17 protein-coding genes are annotated in these 19,829 nt (G+C 68.6%); 10 read left to right on the top strand and 7 right to left on the bottom strand.

From position 1 onward, the window contains the following. Positions 1 to 29: 29 nt before the first annotated feature. Positions 30 to 884, top strand: a complete 855-nt coding sequence (locus AC5Y5W_RS16810; protein ID WP_499884742.1) for a TIGR02569 family protein — start codon at positions 30 to 32, stop codon at positions 882 to 884. A 45-nt stretch (positions 885 to 929) separates the two neighbouring features. Here AC5Y5W_RS16810 and AC5Y5W_RS16805 read toward each other — a convergent pair whose 3' ends face one another. Both AC5Y5W_RS16805 and AC5Y5W_RS16800 read right to left on the bottom strand, forming a co-directional pair. After that, positions 930 to 1,241: an MGMT family protein gene (locus AC5Y5W_RS16805; RefSeq protein ID WP_500011671.1), complete on the bottom strand. Its 312-nt coding sequence runs from the start codon at positions 1,239 to 1,241 to the stop codon at positions 930 to 932. Between the two features lie 2 nt (positions 1,242 to 1,243). Further along, on the bottom strand, positions 1,244 to 2,017 hold the full coding sequence (locus AC5Y5W_RS16800) for an alpha/beta fold hydrolase (RefSeq protein ID WP_500011669.1): 774 nt from the start codon (positions 2,015 to 2,017) through the stop codon (positions 1,244 to 1,246). A 128-nt stretch (positions 2,018 to 2,145) separates the two neighbouring features. On the opposite strand from AC5Y5W_RS16800, the gene AC5Y5W_RS16795 reads away from it, so the two are divergent. The 4 genes from AC5Y5W_RS16795 to AC5Y5W_RS16780 all read left to right on the top strand — a co-directional run bounded on the left by AC5Y5W_RS16795 (position 2,146) and on the right by AC5Y5W_RS16780 (position 10,459). Then, on the top strand, positions 2,146 to 3,252 hold the full coding sequence (locus AC5Y5W_RS16795; RefSeq protein WP_500011667.1) for a hypothetical protein: 1,107 nt from the start codon (positions 2,146 to 2,148) through the stop codon (positions 3,250 to 3,252). A gap of 41 nt (positions 3,253 to 3,293) precedes the next feature. Further along, positions 3,294 to 3,983, top strand: a complete 690-nt coding sequence (locus AC5Y5W_RS16790) for a hypothetical protein (protein ID WP_500011665.1) — start codon at positions 3,294 to 3,296, stop codon at positions 3,981 to 3,983. Positions 3,984 to 4,070: 87 nt separating this feature from the next. Further along, a complete protein-coding gene (locus AC5Y5W_RS16785; RefSeq protein WP_500011663.1) occupies positions 4,071 to 7,208 on the top strand; it encodes an ATP-dependent helicase in 3,138 nt (1,045 codons plus the stop codon). Further along, positions 7,205 to 10,459 (top strand): ATP-dependent helicase, encoded by a 3,255-nt coding sequence (locus tag AC5Y5W_RS16780; protein ID WP_500011661.1) that lies wholly within the window; start codon positions 7,205 to 7,207, stop codon positions 10,457 to 10,459. The genes AC5Y5W_RS16785 and AC5Y5W_RS16780 overlap by 4 nt, the downstream gene beginning before the upstream one ends. Here the strand turns inward: AC5Y5W_RS16780 and AC5Y5W_RS16775 are convergent. Next, complete coding sequence (locus tag AC5Y5W_RS16775; RefSeq protein ID WP_500011660.1) at positions 10,456 to 10,839, bottom strand: DoxX family protein; 384 nt, start codon at positions 10,837 to 10,839, stop codon at positions 10,456 to 10,458. The two genes, AC5Y5W_RS16780 and AC5Y5W_RS16775, sit on opposite strands and share 4 nt — an antisense overlap. A 39-nt stretch (positions 10,840 to 10,878) precedes the next feature. On the opposite strand from AC5Y5W_RS16775, the gene AC5Y5W_RS16770 reads away from it, so the two are divergent. Further along, positions 10,879 to 11,949, top strand: coding sequence for a potassium channel family protein (locus AC5Y5W_RS16770; protein WP_500011658.1), 1,071 nt, complete (start codon positions 10,879 to 10,881; stop codon positions 11,947 to 11,949). A gap of 3 nt (positions 11,950 to 11,952) precedes the next feature. Continuing rightward, the gene (gene nudC / locus AC5Y5W_RS16765; RefSeq protein ID WP_500011656.1) at positions 11,953 to 12,876 is read left to right on the top strand and encodes an NAD(+) diphosphatase; all 924 of its coding nucleotides are present in this window, start codon (positions 11,953 to 11,955) and stop codon (positions 12,874 to 12,876) included. A 19-nt stretch (positions 12,877 to 12,895) separates the two neighbouring features. Here nudC and mrx1 read toward each other — a convergent pair whose 3' ends face one another. Continuing rightward, positions 12,896 to 13,150, bottom strand: coding sequence for a mycoredoxin Mrx1 (gene mrx1, locus AC5Y5W_RS16760; RefSeq protein ID WP_500011654.1), 255 nt, complete (start codon positions 13,148 to 13,150; stop codon positions 12,896 to 12,898). Between the two features lie 88 nt (positions 13,151 to 13,238). On the opposite strand from mrx1, the gene AC5Y5W_RS16755 reads away from it, so the two are divergent. The 3 genes from AC5Y5W_RS16755 (at position 13,239) to AC5Y5W_RS16745 (ending at position 16,062) form a co-directional block, all read left to right on the top strand. Then, complete coding sequence (locus AC5Y5W_RS16755; RefSeq protein WP_500011652.1) at positions 13,239 to 15,380, top strand: ATP-dependent DNA helicase UvrD2; 2,142 nt, start codon at positions 13,239 to 13,241, stop codon at positions 15,378 to 15,380. A 153-nt stretch (positions 15,381 to 15,533) separates the two neighbouring features. Next, positions 15,534 to 15,665, top strand: coding sequence for a hypothetical protein (locus AC5Y5W_RS16750; RefSeq protein WP_499884754.1), 132 nt, complete (start codon positions 15,534 to 15,536; stop codon positions 15,663 to 15,665). Between the two features lie 127 nt (positions 15,666 to 15,792). Then, complete coding sequence (locus AC5Y5W_RS16745) at positions 15,793 to 16,062, top strand: WhiB family transcriptional regulator (RefSeq protein WP_500011650.1); 270 nt, start codon at positions 15,793 to 15,795, stop codon at positions 16,060 to 16,062. A gap of 70 nt (positions 16,063 to 16,132) precedes the next feature. Here the strand turns inward: AC5Y5W_RS16745 and AC5Y5W_RS16740 are convergent, their stop codons facing one another. The 3 genes from AC5Y5W_RS16740 to AC5Y5W_RS16730 are packed head-to-tail and all read right to left on the bottom strand — an operon-like array spanning position 16,133 to position 19,788. Next, positions 16,133 to 17,476: a macrolide-binding ATPase MABP-1 gene (locus tag AC5Y5W_RS16740; RefSeq protein ID WP_500011648.1), complete on the bottom strand. Its 1,344-nt coding sequence runs from the start codon at positions 17,474 to 17,476 to the stop codon at positions 16,133 to 16,135. Positions 17,477 to 17,519: 43 nt separating this feature from the next. After that, complete coding sequence (locus AC5Y5W_RS16735) at positions 17,520 to 18,374, bottom strand: cyclodehydratase (RefSeq protein ID WP_500011646.1); 855 nt, start codon at positions 18,372 to 18,374, stop codon at positions 17,520 to 17,522. Positions 18,375 to 18,411: 37 nt separating this feature from the next. Next, complete coding sequence (locus AC5Y5W_RS16730) at positions 18,412 to 19,788, bottom strand: zinc-dependent metalloprotease (RefSeq protein WP_500011644.1); 1,377 nt, start codon at positions 19,786 to 19,788, stop codon at positions 18,412 to 18,414. Positions 19,789 to 19,829: the final 41 nt, after the last annotated feature.

Genomic DNA, 19,829 nt, shown 5'->3' with positions numbered 1-19,829 from the left:
GCCCAGCTGACCCCCATTAGGCTGAGCGTGTGAGTGTCGACCCGCCGCCCGAGCACGTATTGGCGGCGTTTGGTCTGACCGGAGTGCGGCCTGCGCCGTTGGGTGGCAGTTGGGAAGGCGGCTGGCGGTGCGGTGAAGTGGTGCTGTCGCTGGTTGCCGATCACGCTCGCGCCGCCTGGTCGGCCAAGGTGCGGGAGACGCTGTTCGTCGACGGCGTGCGGCTGGCCCGACCGGTCCGCTCGACCGACGGACGCTATGTGGTCTCCGGCTGGCGGGCAGATACTTTCGTCGCTGGCAAACCCGAGCCCCGTCATGACGAAGTCGTTTCGGCGGCGGTGCGGTTGCACGAGGCCACCGGGAAACTGGAACGCCCTCGGTTCCTCACTCAGGGTCCTACCGCGCCGTGGGCGGATGTCGACGTTTTCATCGCAGCCGATCGGGCCGCGTGGGAAGAACAGCCGCTGGCCTCGGTGCCGCAGGCCGCGCGGGTTGCTCCCGCGACTGCCGACCGGCCGCGTTCGGTCGAGCTGATCCAACAGCTGGCCGGCCTGCGGCGGCGGACCAAAAGCCCCAGTCAACTTGTGCACGGAGACCTTTACGGGACAGTGCTTTTCGCCGGCGCAGCCGCTCCCGGCATCACCGATATCACGCCGTACTGGCGGCCGGCGCCGTGGGCTGCTGGTGTCGTCGTCGTCGACGCGTTGTCATGGGGAGAGGCCGACGACGGACTCATCGAGCGTTGGAATGCACTGCCGGAGTGGCCACAGATGTTGTTGCGAGCATTGATGTTTCGCCTCGCGGTTCATGCATTGCATCCGCGCTCCACGTCGGCGGCTTTCCCGGGGCTGGCCCGCACCGCGGCCTTGGTGCGGTTGGTGCTCTAAGCGCGAAAGTACAAGTAGCAACGCGTTTCCCGAGAAGGGCCGTCGCTAGTTACACTCTCGCGGAAACGCGTGACGCACTTCGCCCAGCGCGACCTTGCCGTCGTCGGCCAGCACTCCTTCGGCACGAAGCAGCTCCAACTGCCGGGTAGCTAGATGTGGTGCGGGGCGACCGGACGCGGTGATCACCCGATGCCACGGCAAATCCGAGGAGTCGGTTCGCATGATCCAGCCGACTATCCGCGGACTGGAAAGCCCTGCGGCGGCTGCGATATCGCCATAGGTCACCACCCGGCCGGCGGGGATGGCGGCCACCAGCGCGCGCACCCGCTCGACCTGCTCGTCGGTCACCGTCGCCATCGTCAGCGCATCCGCTCGCGGATCACCGCGGCGACCTCGGCGGGCTTGGCTTGGGCCACCATGTGGTCGCATTCGAATTCCAGCAGCTCAAAGTCGAATCCCAGCCGCTGACGCAGGCCGGCGACCAGGCCGTCGTCGACATATTGCGGCGATGTCCACAGCGCCCGAACCAACGTGGTGGCAATGCCTTTCGGCGGCAACACCACATCGCGGGCCAACTCGCTCCAGTACGACATCATCGCCGGCAGGCTGATCCGCCAGCCATAGCGCCCACCGGGCAGCGCCACCAGGTGTTCGTCGAGCTCGGCGTCGAGCATGGCCGGGTCGACGTCGGCCCATGCGCCGGTGGCCTTTTCGGCGCGCGCTTCTGCGGTGTCCGGGTAATCGGGCGAGGCCAGCATCGCGTCGGCGATCTCGCGCATCCATGCGCCGTCCAAACCGATCGCCGGATCCAGCAACACCAGCGCGGCCACCCGCTCGGGATGAGCGGCGGCCAGATGCAGCGCGACCGCGCCCCCGAACGAATGCCCGACCACCACCGCCGGGGCCTGATCGTCGAGCAGCGCGGCCAGCGCTGCGATGTTGGCGTCGATCGTCCACGGCGCGGACCACGACGACCTGCCATGGCCGAGCAGATCGGGGGCGGCCACGCTGACCTCGGGCAGATAGTCGGTTGCCAGCCGTTGCCAGCGCTGCCCATGGCCGGTCAAACCGTGGATGGCCAATAACCGCACCGGCCCCGGGGGGCCGTAACGGTGCACATGAAGCTTCCTCACGCGTCGTATGGTGCCAGCCGCCTGGAGCGCCGCCGGTGGCGCTGCTGCCGAAAATGTGTCAATAGGCGGGCTAGCTGCGCAGTAAGGTTTGACGGTAGATCCGGACACGCTGGGGAAGGGATCGTGTCATGGGGATGGAGCCCGACAGCAGCCCGTATGGGTCGCAGACGTTGCTGGGCCCGGGCTGGCCGAACATCGACGAGGACGTGCTGGCGGCGGCAGCCGCGGAGTTCGAACAGCTGGCGATGCATCTGACCGGGGTGGTGGTGCCTCAGCAGCAGGGGCAGATGATGCAGATCCAGGGTATCTGGCAGGGCGCCGCGGCCACGGCGGCGCTCGGAGAGGCCAGCACGATCATCAACGGCCATGAAATCAACGCCGCCGAGGCTTCAGCCATCGCGCTCAAGCTGCGCGCCATGGAGGCGTCGATCGTCAAAGCCAAGGGGCTGGCCAACGCCACCGCGCAGCTCACCCAGCACACCTGCGAAATGATCGAGGGCTTGCCGCTCCCGGGGGAAGACAAGGAGGCGCTGCTGCAAAGCCAGATCAGGCTGGGCCAGTCGCAGAACATGGCCGACGTGATGACGGGCACGACCGAGCTCGCGGGCAATCTGGGTGTGCCGGCCGTCAACCCCGCCGCGATACCCATCCCGCCCGGCGGGACGGCGGGCGCGGGGCAGGCGAGCAAAGAGTCGCAGGACGGGGTGCAAATGATGACCCAGATGATGTCCCAGGTTGGGCAGCTTCCCCAACAGCTCGGCAAGGTGGGCGGGGGCCAAGGGCTGCAACAGCTGACCCAACCCTTGCAGCAGATTTCGTCGATGTTCGGCCAACTGGGCAAAGGCGGTTCCGGCGGGGCGGATGCCTCACCGTTTGCCGCGTTTTCCAATCATCCGGCCGCCGGTGGCTCTGGCGCGACCTCGGGTGGCGGACTGATGCGGGGCGGGGGAGTGCCCGGCTCCGGCGGCAGTCCGCCGCGCACACCGCTGATGGCCAAACTGGTGGACAAGCACACCACCACGGTCGCTCCCACCGCAGTGGAGGAGGGCGCCGCCGCAGGCACCACCGTCGTCGGCGGTGCGGCACCGGTGGGCGCCGGCGGCGGCATGGGCGGCATGGGCGGAATGGGCATGATGGGACACCGGGGGGAAAGCGGCGGTTCCCGGTCGGGGATGGCGGTTCCAACGCCCCTCGACCACGACCTCACCGAAGGCGAGGACGACGATGAGTGGTGATCCTCGGCGCCGCGACAACCGGCAACAGGAGATGACAGCTGATGAGTGAGGGCTTGGAACACCACGGAACACCCACCTGGCAGCCAGGTCAGGTGCAAATGCCGCAGATGCCGATGGTGTCGCCCGGCGAAGACCCGATGAGCGCGACGATCGCCGCGGTCTTGCCGACGCTGTCCGTTCCCCTGCAAGCGAATGTCGTGGCGCTGCAAGGCAAGGAGGCCATGTTCGACGGCAAACTCGGTGCCTCGAGCGCGGCATATCAGGGCGCCGACGAGTCGGGTCAGCAGGGCGTGATGCAGATAGTCCAAACGCTGGGTCAGATGGGCAGCCAGGCCGGCGAGATGGCCGGTGCGCCCGGTCAGATGGCCGGCCAGTTCGGCGGCAGCTTCACGTCGCTGATGCAACCGATGATGCAGGCGTTCCAAGGCGCCGGCCACGGCGGGCAGGGCCATGGCGGGCAAGGGCAGTCCGCGGGCGGGCCGGGATCTCAAGGCGGCGGCGGAGGCATCGGCCAAGGTCCCGCTGGGATGGGCACCTCCCAGCAGCAGCGGGAGGACCAACCTGCCCCGCAGGGCCAGCCTGAAGCCCCGCAGAGCACCGAGCGCGACGACGCGGGAGCTGCGGCCGGACCGCAGGCCGGCAGCGACATCCGACACGACGCGGGCCGACCTCCGGTGCTGCCCGAATATCCCCGCCACAGCGGCGGTGAGGATCTCGGCCGCCGGATGTGATGCCGGTGCGGGCCCTGCACCGGTGCTGGCCGAGCGACGGTAACCGGCTGGCACCGACTTGTCGGACCTTCGTGGTGTCATGCCGCTATGGCACATCGATGGGGTCCCGAGGCGCAGGCAGTGCTGGATCCCGGCCTGCGCGGTCAACTGCGGATCGTCGGCGGCCCGGGGACCGGTAAGAGCAGCCTGCTGATCGACGCGGCGGCCGCCCGCATCGCTGCGGGCGCCGACCCGGAATCGGTTCTGTTGCTGACGGGTTCGGGACGGATCTCGACGCAGGCGCGCAGCGCGTTGATGACGCGGTTGTTGCGCGCACGGGCCGACGACGCGGGCCGCGCGGTAATCCGCGAGCCGCTGGTACGTACCGTGCACAGCTACGCCTTCGCGGTGCTGCGGCTGGCCGCGCAGCGCGCGGGCGGTCCGCCGCCGCGACTGGTCACCAGCGCCGAACAGGACGGCATCATCGCCGAACTGCTGGCCGGTGACCTCCAAGACGGTCCGGCCGCCGCGGTGGGCTGGCCCGCGCAGCTGCAACCCGCGTTGGCTACCGCCGGATTTGCCGCGGAGTTACGGGATCTGTTGGCGCGCTGCGCCGAACGCGGCGTGGATGCCCGGGAGCTGGCGCGGCTGGGCCGGCTGCACGGCCATCCGGAGTGGGTCGCGGCAGGCCAGTTCGCGCGTCAGTACGAACAAGTGATGCTGCTGCGGGGGGCTGTCGGGACGGCAGCCCCACAGGCGACGACGCCGGCCGTTGGTGCCGCCGAACTGGTGGGGGCGGCGCTGGAGGCCTTCGCCGCCGATCCCGAGTTGTTGGCCGCGGAGCGTGCCAGGATTCGGATCCTGCTGGTTGACGACGCCCAGCAACTCGACCCCCAGGCCGCCCGTATGGTGCGGGTGCTGGCGGCGGGGGCCGAGGTGGCGCTGATTGCCGGTGATCCCACCCAGGCGGTGTTCGGTTTCCGCGGTGCCGAGCCGACCCTGCTTTTGAGCGGCGATCCCGCACCAGAGCACGGCGCGGCTGCGCCGACGGTGACGCTCACGGTCTCACATCGCTGCCCGCCGGCGGTGGCGCGCGCAGTTTCGGGCGTCTCGCGCCGGCTTATCAGCCGCAACGAAATTACCGGGGCCGGAAACGATTCCGGTTTGGTGACGGCACGCTTGACCCCCTCGCGCCATGCCGAGGCAGAGGTGATCGCCGATGCATTACGGCGCGCCCATCTCATCGACGGGCTGCCCTGGTCGCAGATGGCGGTCATCGTCAGGTCAGTACCACGTGCCGGCACCGGGCTGTCGCAGGCCCTGACGCGGGCCGGCGTCCCGGTGGCCATGCCGACCACCGGCGGATCGCTGTGGCAACAGCCCGCGGCACGAGCGCTGCTGACCGTGTTGGCCGCAACAGCCGACGGCCTGGACGGCGAGCAGGCGCTGACCTTGCTGACCGGCCCCATCGGCAGGGTAAACCCGGTGACACTTCGCCAACTGCGCCGCACGTTGCGCCGCAACGCAGGTGACCGCGAGTTCGCCGACGTGTTGGTGGCGGCGTTGCGCGGCGAGGCGATTCGGCTCCCCGCCGCGCAGGCCCGCCCGGTGCGACGAGTACGGGCGGTGCTGGACGCAGCCGCTCGCGCTCAACGGGACGGTCACGACCCGCGCTACACGCTGTGGGCGGCATGGCACCGCTCGGGCCTGCAGCGTCGCTGGCTTTCGGCAGGTGAACGCGGCGGCTCGGGCGGTGCTCAGGCAAGCCGCGACTTGGACGCCGTCACAGCGCTCTTCGACATCACCGAGCAGTACGTGTCGCGTACCGCAGGCACCTCGCTGCGCGGCCTGCTCGACCACGTCAGGGCGCTGCAACTGCCCCCGGTCAGCCCCGAACCAGCGTCGACCGAGGCCGTCAGCGTGCTTAGCGCACACGCCGCGCTTGGGCACCAGTGGGACTTCGTGGCCATCGCCGGCCTACAGGAAGGACTGTGGCCCAACACCATTCCCCGCGGCGGGGTGCTGAGCACCCAGCGGCTGCTCGACGTCCTCGACGGGGTCAGCGAAACCACGTCGATGCGGGCACCGCTGCTGGCCGACGAGCGGCGGCTGCTGATCGCGGCCATGGGCCGGGCCAGCCGACAACTCTTGGTGACCGCCGTCGACGGCGAGGCCGACGACGGCGGGGAGACCGCGCTGCCGTCGCCGTTCTTCTTCGAAATCGCACAGTGGGCTATCGACGGACCCGACCCTGACACTCCGCTGCCGCCAGTGGCCGCCCCGCGGATGCTGTCGGCCACGGCGATGGTGGGCCGGCTGCGGGCTGTGGTCTGCGCTCCGCGCGACGCGGTGAGCGACGAGATACGCGCTGGCGCGGCAACGCAATTGGCCCGGCTGGCCAACGCCGGTGTGCCCGGTGCGGACCCAGCCGGCTGGTACGGGATGGCGCCGGTCAGCACCACCGAGCCGCTGTGGAGCGGTGAGGATCATGTCGTCACGCTGACCCCGTCGAGCCTGCAGACGCTGACCGACTGTCCGCTGCGCTGGCTGGCCGAACGCCATGGCGGCACCGACCCGCGCGATCTGCGCTCCACCATCGGGTCGGTGGTGCATGCGCTGATCGCCGACACGGAGAGCAACGAGACACAGCTGCTGGCCGCGCTGAACCGGGCCTGGGAGCAGCTGCCGTTCGAGTCACGGTGGTACGGCGCCAACGAGTTGGCTCGCCACCGCGCGATGCTGGAGACCTTTTTCCAGTGGCGGGCTCAGACACGCCGCGAGCTGATCGAGGTCGGCCGTGAGATCGAAGTCGACGGGGTTCTTGAGGGGACCGGCGTTCGGCTGCGGGGACGCGTCGACCGGGTCGAGCGCGACGGCGCCGGCCGCCTGGTGGTCGTCGACGTCAAAACCGGCAAGACGCCGGTCAGCAAGGACGACGCGCAGCGGCACGCCCAGCTGGCCATGTACCAGCTGGCGGTAGCCGAGGGCTTGTTGCCGGACGGCGACGAGCCCGGTGGCGCCCGGCTGGTGTATCCCGCCAGGGCCGGGGCGGGCGGCGCCGCCGAACGCGAGCAGGACCCGCTGACACCTGCCGCTCGCGACGACTGGCGCAACCTGGTCCAACAGGCGGCCGCGGCGACCGCCGGACCGCAGTTCGTCGCCCGCATCAACGACGGCTGCACCCATTGCCCGATCCGGCCGAGTTGCCCGGCCCATACCGGCACTGCGAGGGAGGGCCGAACATGATGCCGCGCCACAGTCCTGCTGAATTAGCCGGCGCCTTAGGGCTTTTCGAACCGACTGCCGAGCAGGCCGCGGTGATCGCAGCGCCGCCCGGGCCGCTGGTGGTCATCGCGGGCGCGGGCGCCGGAAAAACCGAGACGATGGCCGCCCGGGTGGTGTGGCTGGTCGCCAACGGCTACGCCGATCCCAGCCAGGTGCTGGGGTTGACGTTCACCCGCAAGGCCGCCGGACAGCTGCTGCGCCGGGTGCGTTCCCGGTTGGCCCGGCTGGCCGGCACCGGCCTGATCGCTCACACCGCCGAACCGGTTGGCACCGCGACGGTCAACACCTACCACGCCTTCGCCGGCCAGTTGCTGCGCGATCACGGTCTGTTGCTGGGCATCGAGCCGCAGACCCGGCTGCTCGGCGAGACCGAACTATGGCAGCTGGCCTTCGATGTGGTCAACGGCTACCGCGGCGAATTGCACACCGATAAGAGTCCGACCGCGGTGACCTCGATGGTGCTGCGGCTGTCAGGCCAACTTGCCGAACACCTCGTCGACACCGCGCAACTCCGTGACACCCACCGAGGGCTAGCGCATCTAGTGAACACGCTGCCGGCCGGCCCGTACCAGCGTGACAGCGGACCCAGCCAATGGCTGTTGCGGATGCTGGCCACCCAGACCGAGCGCGCCGAGTTGGTGCCGCTGATCGAGGCGCTCCATCAGCGGATGCGGGCCGAGAAGGTGATGGACTTCGGGATGCAGATGGCGTCGGCCGCGCGATTGGTGTCGACGTTCGGCGAAGTCGGCGAGCAACTGCGGAACCGCTATCGGGTGGTGCTGCTCGACGAATACCAAGACACCGGCCATGCCCAACGGGTCGTGCTGTCCGCATTGTTCGGTGGCGGAGTCGACGGCGAATTGGCGTTGACCGCCGTCGGCGATCCCATCCAGTCGATCTACGGCTGGCGCGGCGCCTCGGCGACCAATTTGCCCCGGTTCACCACTGACTTCCCGTGCCCCGACGGCACCGCGGCGCCCGTGTTGGAGCTGCGAACCAGCTGGCGCAACCCGCCACGGGCGCTGCGGGTGGCGAACGCGGTATCGGCAGAAGCACGGCGACGATCGGTGGCGGTGCACGCACTGCGGCCGCGGCCGAACGCCGAACCGGGCACCGTCTGCTGCGCGCTACTGGCTGATGTGTGCGCCGAACGCGAGTGGGTCGCCGATCACCTGCAGCAGCACTTCCAACGCGCGCGTGCCGCTGGCGTCGCACCGCCCACCGCGGCGGTGCTCGTGCGCCGTAACGCCGACGCCGTGCCGATGGCCGAGGTGCTGCGGGCCCGCGGCGTACCGGTGGAGGTGGTCGGGCTGGCCGGGCTGCTGTCCATCCCCGAGGTCGCCGACGTGGTGGCGATGCTGCGGCTGGCCGCTGATCCGACTGCGGGAACAGCCGCGATGCGGGTGCTGACCGGTCCGCGCTGGCGGCTCGGTGCCTGTGACGTCGCGGCGTTGTGGCGACGCGCAGTTGCTCTCGAAGACGTTGCACAGCAACTGGTTTCAGCCCAGCAGATCGCCGCTGCGGCCGGACCTGATGCCGACAGGGCAGGTCTGGCCGACGCCATCGACGACCCGGGGCCCGCGGGCGAGTATTCGGCGGCGGGGTATCGGCGAATTGTCGCGCTGGCCGGAGAGTTGTCGGCGCTGCGGGCACATCTCGACCATCCATTGCCTGACCTGCTGGCCGAGGTGCGCCGGGTGCTTGGGCTCGACTGTGAGGTCCGGGCTACCGCGCCAACAGGCTGGACGGGCACCGAGCATCTCGACGCCTTCGCTGACGAGGTCGCCGCCTACGCCGAGCGGGCCGGCGCCGCCGCCACGGCATCGGTCCTGGGCCTGCTGGCCTATCTGGAAGCGGCTGCCGTCGTCGAAAACGGGCTGCCGCCGGCGCAGATCGCGGTCGCGCACAACCGGGTTCAGATCCTGACGGTACATGCGGCAAAAGGCCTGGAATGGCAGGTCGTGGCCGTGCCGCACCTGTCGGTGGGCGTGTTCCCGTCCACCGGATCGGCCCGCACCTGGCTCACCGACGCCGCCGATCTACCACCGCTGCTGCGCGGCGACAGTGCCTCGACGTGCGAGCACGGCGTACCGGTGCTGGACACCTCCGATATCACCAATCGCAAACAGCTCTCCGACAAGATTTCTGCGCATCGCCGCCAGCTCGAACAGCGGCGTATCGACGAGGATCGTCGGCTGCTGTACGTGGCCGTCACCCGCGCCGAGGACACCCTGCTGCTGTCGGGCCACCAGTGGGGCGCCACCGGGATCAAGCCGCGCGGCCCGTCGGATTTCCTCTGCGAGATCAAAGATGTCATCGACCGGTCGGCTGACGACGGCGAGCCGTGCGGTGTCGTCGAACACTGGGCGCCATCGCCTGCCGACGGTGAACGAAACCCCCTGCGCGACACCGTGGTCCAAGAGGTGTGGCCGGTTGATCCGCTGGGTGCCCGCCGCGCCGACGTCGAGCGTGGCGCGGCGTTGGTGGCTGCGGCGATGTCGGCAGCGGCGCCGTCCGTCAACGCCGGGGACGAGTGGGCCACCGATGTGGATGCGCTGTTAGCCGAGCGGGAGCGCGCCACAGCACCACCTAAACCGCCCAGCCCAGGGGTACCGCCCGCTTGCGGGAGCCTGTCGGTCAGCAGCTTGGTGGACCTGGCCCGTGACCCAGTCGGCGCAACGCAGCGGCTGACGCGCCGACTGCCTACGCGTCCGGAACCACATGCCTTGCTGGGCAACGCGTTTCATGATTGGGTTCAGCGGTTCTACGGTGCCGAGCGGTTGTTCGACCTTGGCGACTTGCCCGGCGCGGCTGATTCCGACAGCGCCCAGGGCGACGCCGATGAACTGGCCGCGTTACAGGAGGCATTTCTCGCCTCCCCGTGGGCGGCTCGCACGCCGGTTGCCGTTGAGGTGCCGTTTGAGATGGCCGTCGGTGACACCGTGGTACGCGGCCGCATCGATGCGGTGTTCGCCGATCCGGACGGCGGAGCCACGGTGGTGGACTGGAAGACCGGCGAGGCGCCGCACAGCCCGGAAGCCGCCCGGTACGCCGCGGTTCAGCTCGGCGTCTACCGGCTGGCCTGGGCGGCATTGTCCGGTTGCCCGGAGTCATTGGTGCGCACTGCTTTTCATTACGTACGCACCGGGGCCACCGTGACTCCCGAGGTGTTGCCAGAACCCGATGAACTGGCCGCGCTGGTGGCCGGTTAAGCCGTGCGCCTGATCTTGAGCGCCATGGTGACCATCGGGATCTGCAATGGCAGCCGGGCCAGGGCCACGAGCCGCATCGGCCAGGGCTTGTCCCACCACAGCCGCACCATGTTGACATTGCCCGGAAAGACTCCGAGAAAAAGCGCGACCGCGGCCAGCGCACCGAGTCGGCGGGTGTTTCGGACCAGCAGCAGTGCGCCGGTGACCACTTCGGCAACGCCGGATGCATAGGTGTAGAAGCGCTGACTTCCCGGCAGTTCCACGGGAACAATGTCGTCGAACGGCTTCGGAACGACAAAATGGGTGATGCCCATGCCGATCAGCAGCGTTCCCATCCGGTATGCGGGCGCCTGGCTAGCTATTGGTGTGGTGGGGGTCATGGTTACATTGTGTCGTGCGCCAGCCGATGACAGCTAGCCGTGGCCAGAGGTAGGTGGCGACGGCACGGCGGTCTCGACGAGACCCTGACCGCCCGGCCCAGTTACGCGCTTGTCGGGGTGCTGCGCATCCCCCAGGGGCAAGCGAGTCCGGCACGCATCATTTCGCGCCGAGTGACCATCGCGCTGGTGGCATTGTTGGCTGCGACCGTGTGCGTCTATGTCGATCGCGGCGGGTATCAAGATGTGCAGGGCGACGAGTTGTCGTTTCTGGATTGCCTGTACTACGCCGCGGTGACGCTGTCAACGACCGGTTACGGCGACATCACCCCGTATTCGGAATTTGCGCGCGCGGTCAATGTCCTGGTCATCACGCCGCTGCGGATCGCGTTTCTGATCTTGTTGGTGGGCACGACGCTCGAGGTCGTCACCGAAACGTCGCGGCAGGCGCTAAAAATCCAGCGTTGGAGGAGCAGAGTGCGCAACCACACCGTCGTCATCGGCTACGGCACCAAAGGTAAGACCGCGGTGGCGGCGATGCTCAGTGATGAGGTACCCGCCGGCGACATCGTCGTCGTCGACACCGACCAGACCTCCCTCGACCACGCCGCGGCGGCCGGGTTGGTGACTGTGCATGGCGACGCCACCAGGTCCGACGTGCTGCGGTTGGCCGGCGCCCAGCACGCGGCCTCGATCATCGTGGCTGCCAGCCGCGACGACACCGCGGTGCTGGTCACGCTGACTGCCCGGGAACTCGCGCCGAAGGCCAAAATCGTGGCGTCGATCCGGGAGGTCGAGAATCAGCACCTGCTGCGGCAGTCCGGTGCCGACTCGGTGGTGGTGTCCTCGGAGACTGCTGGTCGACTGCTCGGCATCGCCACCACCACGCCCAGCGTGGTGGAGATGATCGAGGATCTGCTGACGCCGGACGCCGGGTTCGCCATCGCCGAGCGAGAGGTGGAGCAGACCGAGGTCGGGGGGTCACCGCGGCATTTGAGCGACATCGTGCTCGGCGTCGTCCGCCACGGTCAATTGCTGCGGGTGGATGCACCCGAAGTCGACGCCGTCGAGACCGGCGACCGGCTGCTCTACATCCGCAGCGTGGGGAAGTAAGTCGTGGACTTTCAGCTGCAAAGCGTTCCGCTGCTGTCGCGCATCGGCGCCGACCGGGCCGACCAGTTGCGCACCGACGTCGAGGCCGCCGCTGCGGGATGGCCGGACGCGGCGCTGCTGCGGGTGGATTCCCGCAATCAGGTGCTGGTCGCCGACGGCCGGGTGGTGCTGGGAACGGCGGGCGCGTTGGCCGACAAGCCGCCCGCGGACGCGGTATTCCTGGGTCGTATCGACGGCGGACGTCACGTGTGGGCGGTGCGCGGGCCACTGGCAGCCCCCGAGGATCCCGAGATGCAGGCCGAGGTGGCGGATTTGCGCCGCGCGGGCCAGCTGTTCGACGACATCAGCGCGCAGTTGGTGTCCTCGGCCCTGGCTCTGCTGAATTGGCATGACGGTGCCCGGTATTCCGCCGTGGACGGCTCACCGACCCGGTCGGCACGGGCTGGCTGGGCACGGGTCAACCCGCTCACCGGCCACGAGGAATTCCCGCGAATCGACCCGGCAGTGATCTGCCTGGTCCACGACGGTGGCGACCGCGCTGTGCTGGCCCGCCAAACAGTGTGGCCTCAGCGGTTGTTTTCGCTGCTGGCCGGCTTCGTCGAGGCCGGCGAGTCGTTCGAGGTCTGCGTGGCCCGGGAGATCCGCGAGGAAATCGGCCTGACCGTGCGCGAGGTGCGTTATCTGGGCAGCCAGCCCTGGCCATTCCCACGCTCACTGATGGTCGGCTTCCACGCGCTCGCCGATCCGGATCAGCCGTTCTCGTTCAACGACGGAGAGATCGCCGAGGCGGCCTGGTTCACCCGCGACGAGGTGCGCACGGCGCTGGCCGTCGGCGACTGGAGCAGCCAATCGGACTCCAAACTTCTTCTGCCCGGCTCGGTTTCCATCGCCCGGGTGATCATCGAATCCTGGGCCGCAGCACGCTGAGTCGATTGCCCGCTGAGGCTTACCCGGTCAGCTCGGCGAGCTTGGCCTTGACCTCGTTTGCGCCGGGGTTGGTCAGTGTCGACCCGTCGGCGAAGCGCACGGTGGGGACGGTCCGGTTGCCGCCGTTGACGGAGCCGACGAACTCCGCAGCACCGGGGTCCTGCTCGATGTCGATCTCGTCGTAGCCGATCCCGGCGGCTTTCAACACCGTCTTGAGCCGATGGCAGTAGCCACACCAGGGCGTCGTGTACATGGTTAGCGAAGCGTTGGTCATAAGTCGTTAAACATAATCGGGGCCCGCGATATTGCCTCGGCGTGGCGATCCGCAGGGTTTGTCGGCCAGCGCTGCCAAGATGGACGCCATGCCGGTGATCGCAGACGTCTTGCTTGCCGATCTCGACGACGAACAGCGCGAGGCTGTGCTGGCGCCGCGCGGACCGGTGTGCGTGCTGGCCGGCGCCGGAACCGGCAAAACCCGCACCATCACACACCGCATCGCCCAGCTCGTCGCCTCCGAACACGTCTCTGCCGGGCAGGTTCTGGCGGTCACATTCACTCAGCGCGCGGCCGGCGAGATGCGCAGCCGGCTCCGCGGGCTCGCGGCCGCTGCGCAAAGTGGACCCGGCGTGAGTGCAGTGCAGGCGCTGACCTTCCACGCGGCCGCGCACCGCCAACTGCGCTATTTCTGGCCGCGGGTGGTCGGCGACACCGGCTGGCAGCTGCTGGACAGCAAATTCGCCGTTGTCGCCCGCGCGGCGACGGGCGCCGGGCTGCAGGTGGGCACCGACGACGTGCGGGATCTGGCCGGCGAAATCGAGTGGGCCAAGGCGTCGCTGATCTCCCCGGAGCAGTATCCGGAGGTGGTGGGCGCGGAAGGCCGCGACATTCCACTGGATGCTGCGCGGGTGGCCGCGGTGTACTCGGGCTACGAGGCGCTCAAGGCCCGCGGTGACGGGGTGGCGTTGCTCGATTTCGACGATCTGTTGCTGCACACCGCGGCGGCAATCGAAAACGACGCCGCAGTCGCCGAGGAGTTCCGCGAACGGTACCGCTGCTTTGTCGTCGACGAATACCAGGACGTCACGCCGTTGCAGCAGCGGGTGCTCTCGGCGTGGCTGGGCGAGCGCGATGACCTGACCGTCGTCGGCGACGCCAACCAGACCATCTACTCGTTCACCGGGGCCTCACCGCGTTACCTGCTGGACTTCTCCCGGCGGTTCCCCGACGCCACGGTGGTGCGCCTGGAACGCGACTACCGGTCCACCCCGCAGGTGGTGTCGTTGGCCAACCGGGTGATCGCCGCGGCTCGCGGCCGAGTCGCCGGCAGCAAGCTGCACCTGGTCGGCCAGCGCGACCCGGGCCCGGAGCCGTCGTTTGCCGAACATCCAGACGAAGTCGCCGAGGCCGCCGCGGTGGCCAAGTCGATCACCCGTCTCATCGCCGCCGGCACCGCGCCGGCCGAGATCGCGGTGCTCTACCGGATCAACGCCCAGTCCGAGGTCTACGAGGAGGCGCTGACTGAGGCGAACATTCCCTACCAGGTGCGCGGCGGCGAGGGATTTTTCAGCCGCCAGGAGATCCGGCAAGCCCTGCTGGTGATCCAGCGAGCGGCAGCCCGCGCTGCCGACGGGCCACAATCCGACCTACCGCTGCCCGACGTGGTGCGCGGGTTGCTGGAGCCACTCGGGCTGACCACGCAACCGCCGACCGGCACCCGGGCCCGGGAGCGGTGGGAAGCACTGACGGCGTTGGCCGAATTGGTCGATGAGGAGGTCGCGCACCGCCCGCAGCTGGATCTGCCCGGTCTGCTGGCCGAGCTGCGGCTGCGCGCCGACGCCCGCCACCCGCCGGTGGTCCAAGGCGTCACCTTGGCGTCGCTGCACGCCGCCAAAGGCCTGGAGTGGGACGCGGTGTTTCTGGTCGGGCTGGCCGATGGCACGCTGCCGATCTCGCACGCGTTGGCGCATGGCGCCGACAGCGAACCCGTCGAGGAGGAACGCCGGCTGCTCTACGTCGGCGTCACCCGAGCCCGGATCCATTTGGCGCTCAGCTGGGCGTTGTCCCGGACGCCGGGCGGGCGGGGCGGCCGCAAGCCGTCGCGGTTCCTCAACGGCATCGCCTCGCAGACCCGATCTGACCTGGCGCCGCGGGGGCACCGCCCGCTTGCGGGGGACAAGCCGCGGCGCAACCGTGGGACCGCGTCGCGCTGCAGGGTCTGCAACAGCCTGCTCACCACCCCGGCGGCCATCATGTTGCGCCGCTGCGAAACCTGCGCCGCCGATATCGACGACGCGCTGTTGCTGCAGCTCAAGGACTGGCGGCTGCGCACGGCCAAAGAGCTCAACGTGCCCGCCTACGTCGTGTTCACCGACAACACGCTGATCGCCATTGCCGAGATGCTGCCAAGCGATGACGCGGCGCTGGTTGCGATACCGGGTATCGGTGCCCGCAAGCTGGAACAGTTCGGGCCGGACGTGCTGGAACTGGTGCGTAATCGGGGATAAAGCCGCGTGGCGATCGCAAGCGCGGCGAAGCCGGGCGCAGCGGGTCGCCACTAAACCCCAGGTCAGAAAATCGGTTGCTCCGTTCAGCTGCTACGATTTAACCTCTTAGCCGCAGTTTCTGACGCTCACGCAGCACGAAAGGGGGGAGTCCCGATGATCACCATGAACGCGTTCGGCGTAGGCCTGACCGGCGCTGGCTCCCGCCATGCTGCCGCGGCGGCCGTATTGGCTGTGCTGCGTCATCGCGCCGCCGCCGCCGCGTCCGTGGATCGGGGCTCTACCTAGGTTTCTAGGAATCCCAACGGCCACGGACTCGAACCAGATCCGTGGCCATCTTTTTGGGTCGCCCGCCCACTGCCTGGTCCGGATCTCGCAAAGACCGATATCAGACCAGGAAGCAGGTGACCAGGACATGTCGACCCAGACAGTCTGCGACGAGAAGCTGCCGGAGTTGCCGTGTCATGTCGGTGATCCCGATTTGTGGTTCGCCGACAGCCCGGCCGATCTGGAGCGCGCCAAGGCGCTCTGCGTCGATTGCCCCATCCGCAACGAGTGCCTGGCCGCGGCGTTGCAACGGGCCGAACCGTGGGGCGTGTGGGGCGGCGAAATCCTCGACCGCGGCTGCGTCGTCAATCGCAAGCGTCCCCGTGGACGTCCGCGCAAGGAGGCGATTGCAGCTTAGGTCCGCGAGAGTGCAGCTACCGACGCATCGGTCGAGAGGCGGTGTCGGTGGTTGCACTCTCGCGGATGAGTCAGACCACCACGGCGTCGGGCTCGGTGAAGCCCGGAACCAACTCCTCGGTCAGCGCCTTCATCGGCACATGCGCGTCCAACTGGCACAGGATCGCGCCGACCGAGGCGATCACCCGCATCGGGATCGCCAACTTGGCCGGCAGGTCGAGTTGGCGCGCGGTCCTGATCTGCGCCACCGACCGGTCGATCTGGCCGACCGTCATCCGTTGCAGCCACTTGCGCCTGTAGTGGAAGACTTCGACCTCGACCGGCTCGACGTATTGGCGCAGCATGTCGTCGATGTCGCGCACCGACACCTGCTGGCCCTTCTGAATGAAGCCGGCCTTCTCCATCGTCGGCAACAACAGGTCGTAGTTCTTCTCGCGGGCCAGCCGGATCGCCATCCCCAACTCGATGGGAAAGCCGCCGGGAAGCGGCGCCACCGCGCCGAAATCGATGACGCCCATCCGGTTGTCGGGCAGCAGCATGAAGTTGCCGGGGTGAGCGTCGCCGTGGATGAGCTCAAGGCGGCGTGGCGCCTCGAAGGTGAACGCGGCCAGCCGAGTACCCATCAGATCGCGCTGCTCGACGGTGCCGTTGCGGATGATCTCACCCATCGGGATCCCGTCGATCCACTCCTGGATCACCACCTTGGGAGCACTGGCCACCACGTGCGGCACCACGAAATGCGGGTCATCCTGGTACGCCTTGGCGAACAGCCGTTGATTGTCGGCTTCGAGCCGATAGTCGAGTTCCATCTCGGTGCGTTCGATCAACTCGTCGACGATGCCCTGCACATCAACGCCGGGTGCGAGCTGTTTGACCACCCCGACCATGCGTTGCATGGTCTTCAGATCAGCTCGCAGCGCCTCGTCGGCGCCGGGGTACTGGATTTTGACGGCCACCTCGCGTCCGTCGGCCCATACCGCCTTGTGCACTTGGCCGATGCTGGCCGACGCCATCGGCTTGTCGTCAAAAGAGCTGAACCGAGAGCGCCATTTGGTGCCGAGCTGGGCATCGAGTACCCGGTGCACCTTGTCGGCGGGCAGCGGGGGTGCGTCCTTCTGCAGCTTGGCCAGGGCTTCGCGGTAGGGCTCGCCGAACTCCTCGGGGATGGCGGCTTCCATCACCGACAGCGCCTGGCCGACCTTCATCGCACCGCCCTTGAGCTCACCAAGCACGGTGAACAGCTGGTGGGCGGCCTTCTCCATCAGCTCGGCGTTGACTTCGTCTCTCGACTTGCCGGTTAGGCGCTTGCCGAACCCGAGCGCGGTCCGGCCGGCGATGTTGACCGACAGGCCGGCCAGCTTGGCGTTACGCGCCGCGCGGCCGCGTTTGATGTCTGTCACACACCCATCATCCATGACAGTCCGGTGTCCGCCCGCATCGATCTGGCAACAAGCGATGTCAGCATGAACACAGTGGGTGCCGGGGCCAGTGCCGCGCCACGATCGAGCCGAGATGGACGTCGAACTCCAGCGTGGCGTTGAACGCCGGCGGCGGCCCCGGATCCGCGCCCCGCACCGCCCCGATCACCCGGTTGACCTGGCTGAGCGCCAGTGCCGCCGTCGCGAGCAGCGTCGCGCGGTCCGCCGTGCCGACGGTGTCGCGTAGTTGCACCGCGACGGCGGGCCACGCTGCGTCCCGGTCTCTGCGGTGCAAGTCCGCGCAGGCCAAACAGCTCGTGACGCCGGGGATGACCAGCGGACCGACCAGCCCGGCGCCGTCGCGCACCCGCACGGCGAGGTGCGGGACACGGTGGCTGTGCAGCTCACGCACCATCCGCGGGTCGGCAATCAGGTAATCGGACAGCACCACCAGGTCGGCTCCGGCCGACGTCACCACCGCGTGCGGCTGGCTGCTGTGCTTGATCCGGGCCCCCGAGCAGCGCAGCGACTCGAGCAGCAGATCCGACAGCGGCCCGCGTCCATGCACCCGAATCGACGCGGACCGCCCGGGCGTCTGCCGGCGGCTGCGGCTGACCACCCCAGCCTCGACCAGTTGCGCGAGGAGGTCGGCAAGGTGTTCGGCGGCCACCGCGGGTGCCTGATGGTGCAGCTCGGTCATCGGCGTCGGTGCGTGCATAGACCGCAGCAGCGTGGCCAGTTGGGCAGCGGTCAGGCCGGTGGGCGGCTGGATCAGTACCGCGCGACGTGGATCCCAGCCCACCTGCACGGCGCCGTCCGGGCGCACCACCACGGGCATCGCCGGGTCCAGCGCATACAACGGCAGCGCGACGGGCGCAGGTCGGCCCTGGGGCATGCTTCGCAGGGTGCCACGCCGAAGGCGCCGGGTTGGCTCAGTTATCCACAGGTCCGTCGGGGCCAGGATCAGCGCCACGCTCGAATTCGCTGATCGCCCGATTGATCGCAGTGTCGATACCGCTGGTGTCGCCGCCGATGATTCGGTCGATAAAACCGGCTGGCTCGTCGAGGTCTTCCGACGCGGGCAGCAGATCGGGGTGCTGCCACACCCCATCGCGGGCATCCACACCAGCGGCCTGAGTCAGACGTTCCCACAGCACGGCGGCTTCCCGGAGCTTGCGGGGTCGCAGTTCCAAACCGACCAACGTGGCGAACGTCTGCTCGGCGGGCCCGCCGGTGGCTCGGCGTCGGCGCAGCGTCTCGGCGAGCGCGTCAGCACCGGGCAGGCGGTCGCCCAGCGCGGCCATCACCACGGTCTGTACCCAACCCTCGATCAAGGCCAGCAGTGTCTCCAGCCGTTCGAGTGCCTGGGTCTGCTCCGGTGTTGCCTTGGGTTCGAATACGCCCTGCGTCAGCAGCTCTTCCACAGCTGTTGGGTCAGTCAACGACGCGGGATTGAAATCTTTTGCCAGATCTTCGATTCCGGCCATATCGATCTTCATGCCTTTGGCGTAAGCCTCCACGGCGCCAAGCAGCTGGCTGGGTAGCCATGGGACGTGACTGAACAGCCGATGATGGGCCGCCTCGCGGGCCGCCAGAAACGTCATGATCTCACTACGCGGTTGCTCGAGCCCGGCGGCAAAGGATTCCACAGCATTCGGCAGCACGGCAGCTATTCCCTTGGGGCCCAACGGCAAACCGATATCGGTGGAGGTCAGCACTTCGCGGGACAACCGACCCAGCGCCTGGCCCAGCTGTGAGCCGAACGCCATACCGCCCATCTGCGACATCATCGAGAGCAGCGGCCCGGCCATGCTTTTCGCCTCGTCGGGCAGCGCCGCCTCCCATACCGTGGCGATCTGCTGGGCCATCGGATCGCACAACCGCTTCCAGGTCTCCAGGGTGTTGTCGACCCAGTCGTTGGGGCTCCAGGCGACGGCTTTGGCGGTACCGGCCGGCAATGAGGTCACCCCGTCCAGCCAGGTCTCGGCGAGGTGCACCGCGTCGCTGATCGCCGAGTTGGTCGAGGCCGGGATCGGCGCCACGAAACCGATCGAGTTAGACGCCAGTTGTCGCGCCAACTCGTAGTTCACCGGGCCGGCCGACTTGCCGGAGGCCATCGCGGTGCCGGCGCCGCTGAACATCTGCCCCAGGCGGGTGAAGATCTGACCCAGGTCGGCCATGTCGAAATCGCCGCCGAAACCGGACGGGTCAGCTGAGCCGGCGTCGTCTTTTCCCCGCTTGTCGCGGTCGGGGTCATCGCCAGCGGAAAACCCGAAAGGCAGGTCAGCCATGACCCCAACGGTACCCATCGGTGAATCGTGGCGGGCCTTCGGCGGTCACGCTCTCAGTG

The organism is Mycobacterium sp. NGS51 (genome assembly GCF_059812525.1).
Note: the sequence above shows the minus strand (reverse complement) of the source record. Positions and strands in the feature narration are given on the sequence as shown.

Bases quoted from the DNA above. Each gene is read 5' to 3' on its own strand.
- AC5Y5W_RS16745 (WP_500011650.1), top strand. From the start codon at position 15,793: ATGTCGACCCAGACAGTCTGCGACGAGAAGCTGCCGGAGTTGCCGTGT.
- AC5Y5W_RS16755 (WP_500011652.1), top strand. From the start codon at position 13,239: ATGCCGGTGATCGCAGACGTCTTGCTTGCCGATCTCGACGACGAACAG.
- AC5Y5W_RS16795 (WP_500011667.1), top strand. From the start codon at position 2,146: ATGGGGATGGAGCCCGACAGCAGCCCGTATGGGTCGCAGACGTTGCTG.
- AC5Y5W_RS16805 (WP_500011671.1), bottom strand. From the start codon at position 1,241: ATGGCGACGGTGACCGACGAGCAGGTCGAGCGGGTGCGCGCGCTGGTG.
- AC5Y5W_RS16785 (WP_500011663.1), top strand. From the start codon at position 4,071: ATGGCACATCGATGGGGTCCCGAGGCGCAGGCAGTGCTGGATCCCGGC.
- AC5Y5W_RS16730 (WP_500011644.1), bottom strand. From the start codon at position 19,788: ATGGGTACCGTTGGGGTCATGGCTGACCTGCCTTTCGGGTTTTCCGCT.
- AC5Y5W_RS16790 (WP_500011665.1), top strand. From the start codon at position 3,294: ATGAGTGAGGGCTTGGAACACCACGGAACACCCACCTGGCAGCCAGGT.
- AC5Y5W_RS16735 (WP_500011646.1), bottom strand. From the start codon at position 18,374: ATGCCCCAGGGCCGACCTGCGCCCGTCGCGCTGCCGTTGTATGCGCTG.
- mrx1 (WP_500011654.1), bottom strand. From the start codon at position 13,150: ATGACCAACGCTTCGCTAACCATGTACACGACGCCCTGGTGTGGCTAC.
- AC5Y5W_RS16780 (WP_500011661.1), top strand. From the start codon at position 7,205: ATGATGCCGCGCCACAGTCCTGCTGAATTAGCCGGCGCCTTAGGGCTT.
- AC5Y5W_RS16740 (WP_500011648.1), bottom strand. From the start codon at position 17,476: ATGGATGATGGGTGTGTGACAGACATCAAACGCGGCCGCGCGGCGCGT.
- AC5Y5W_RS16775 (WP_500011660.1), bottom strand. From the start codon at position 10,839: ATGACCCCCACCACACCAATAGCTAGCCAGGCGCCCGCATACCGGATG.
- AC5Y5W_RS16750 (WP_499884754.1), top strand. From the start codon at position 15,534: ATGATCACCATGAACGCGTTCGGCGTAGGCCTGACCGGCGCTGGCTCC.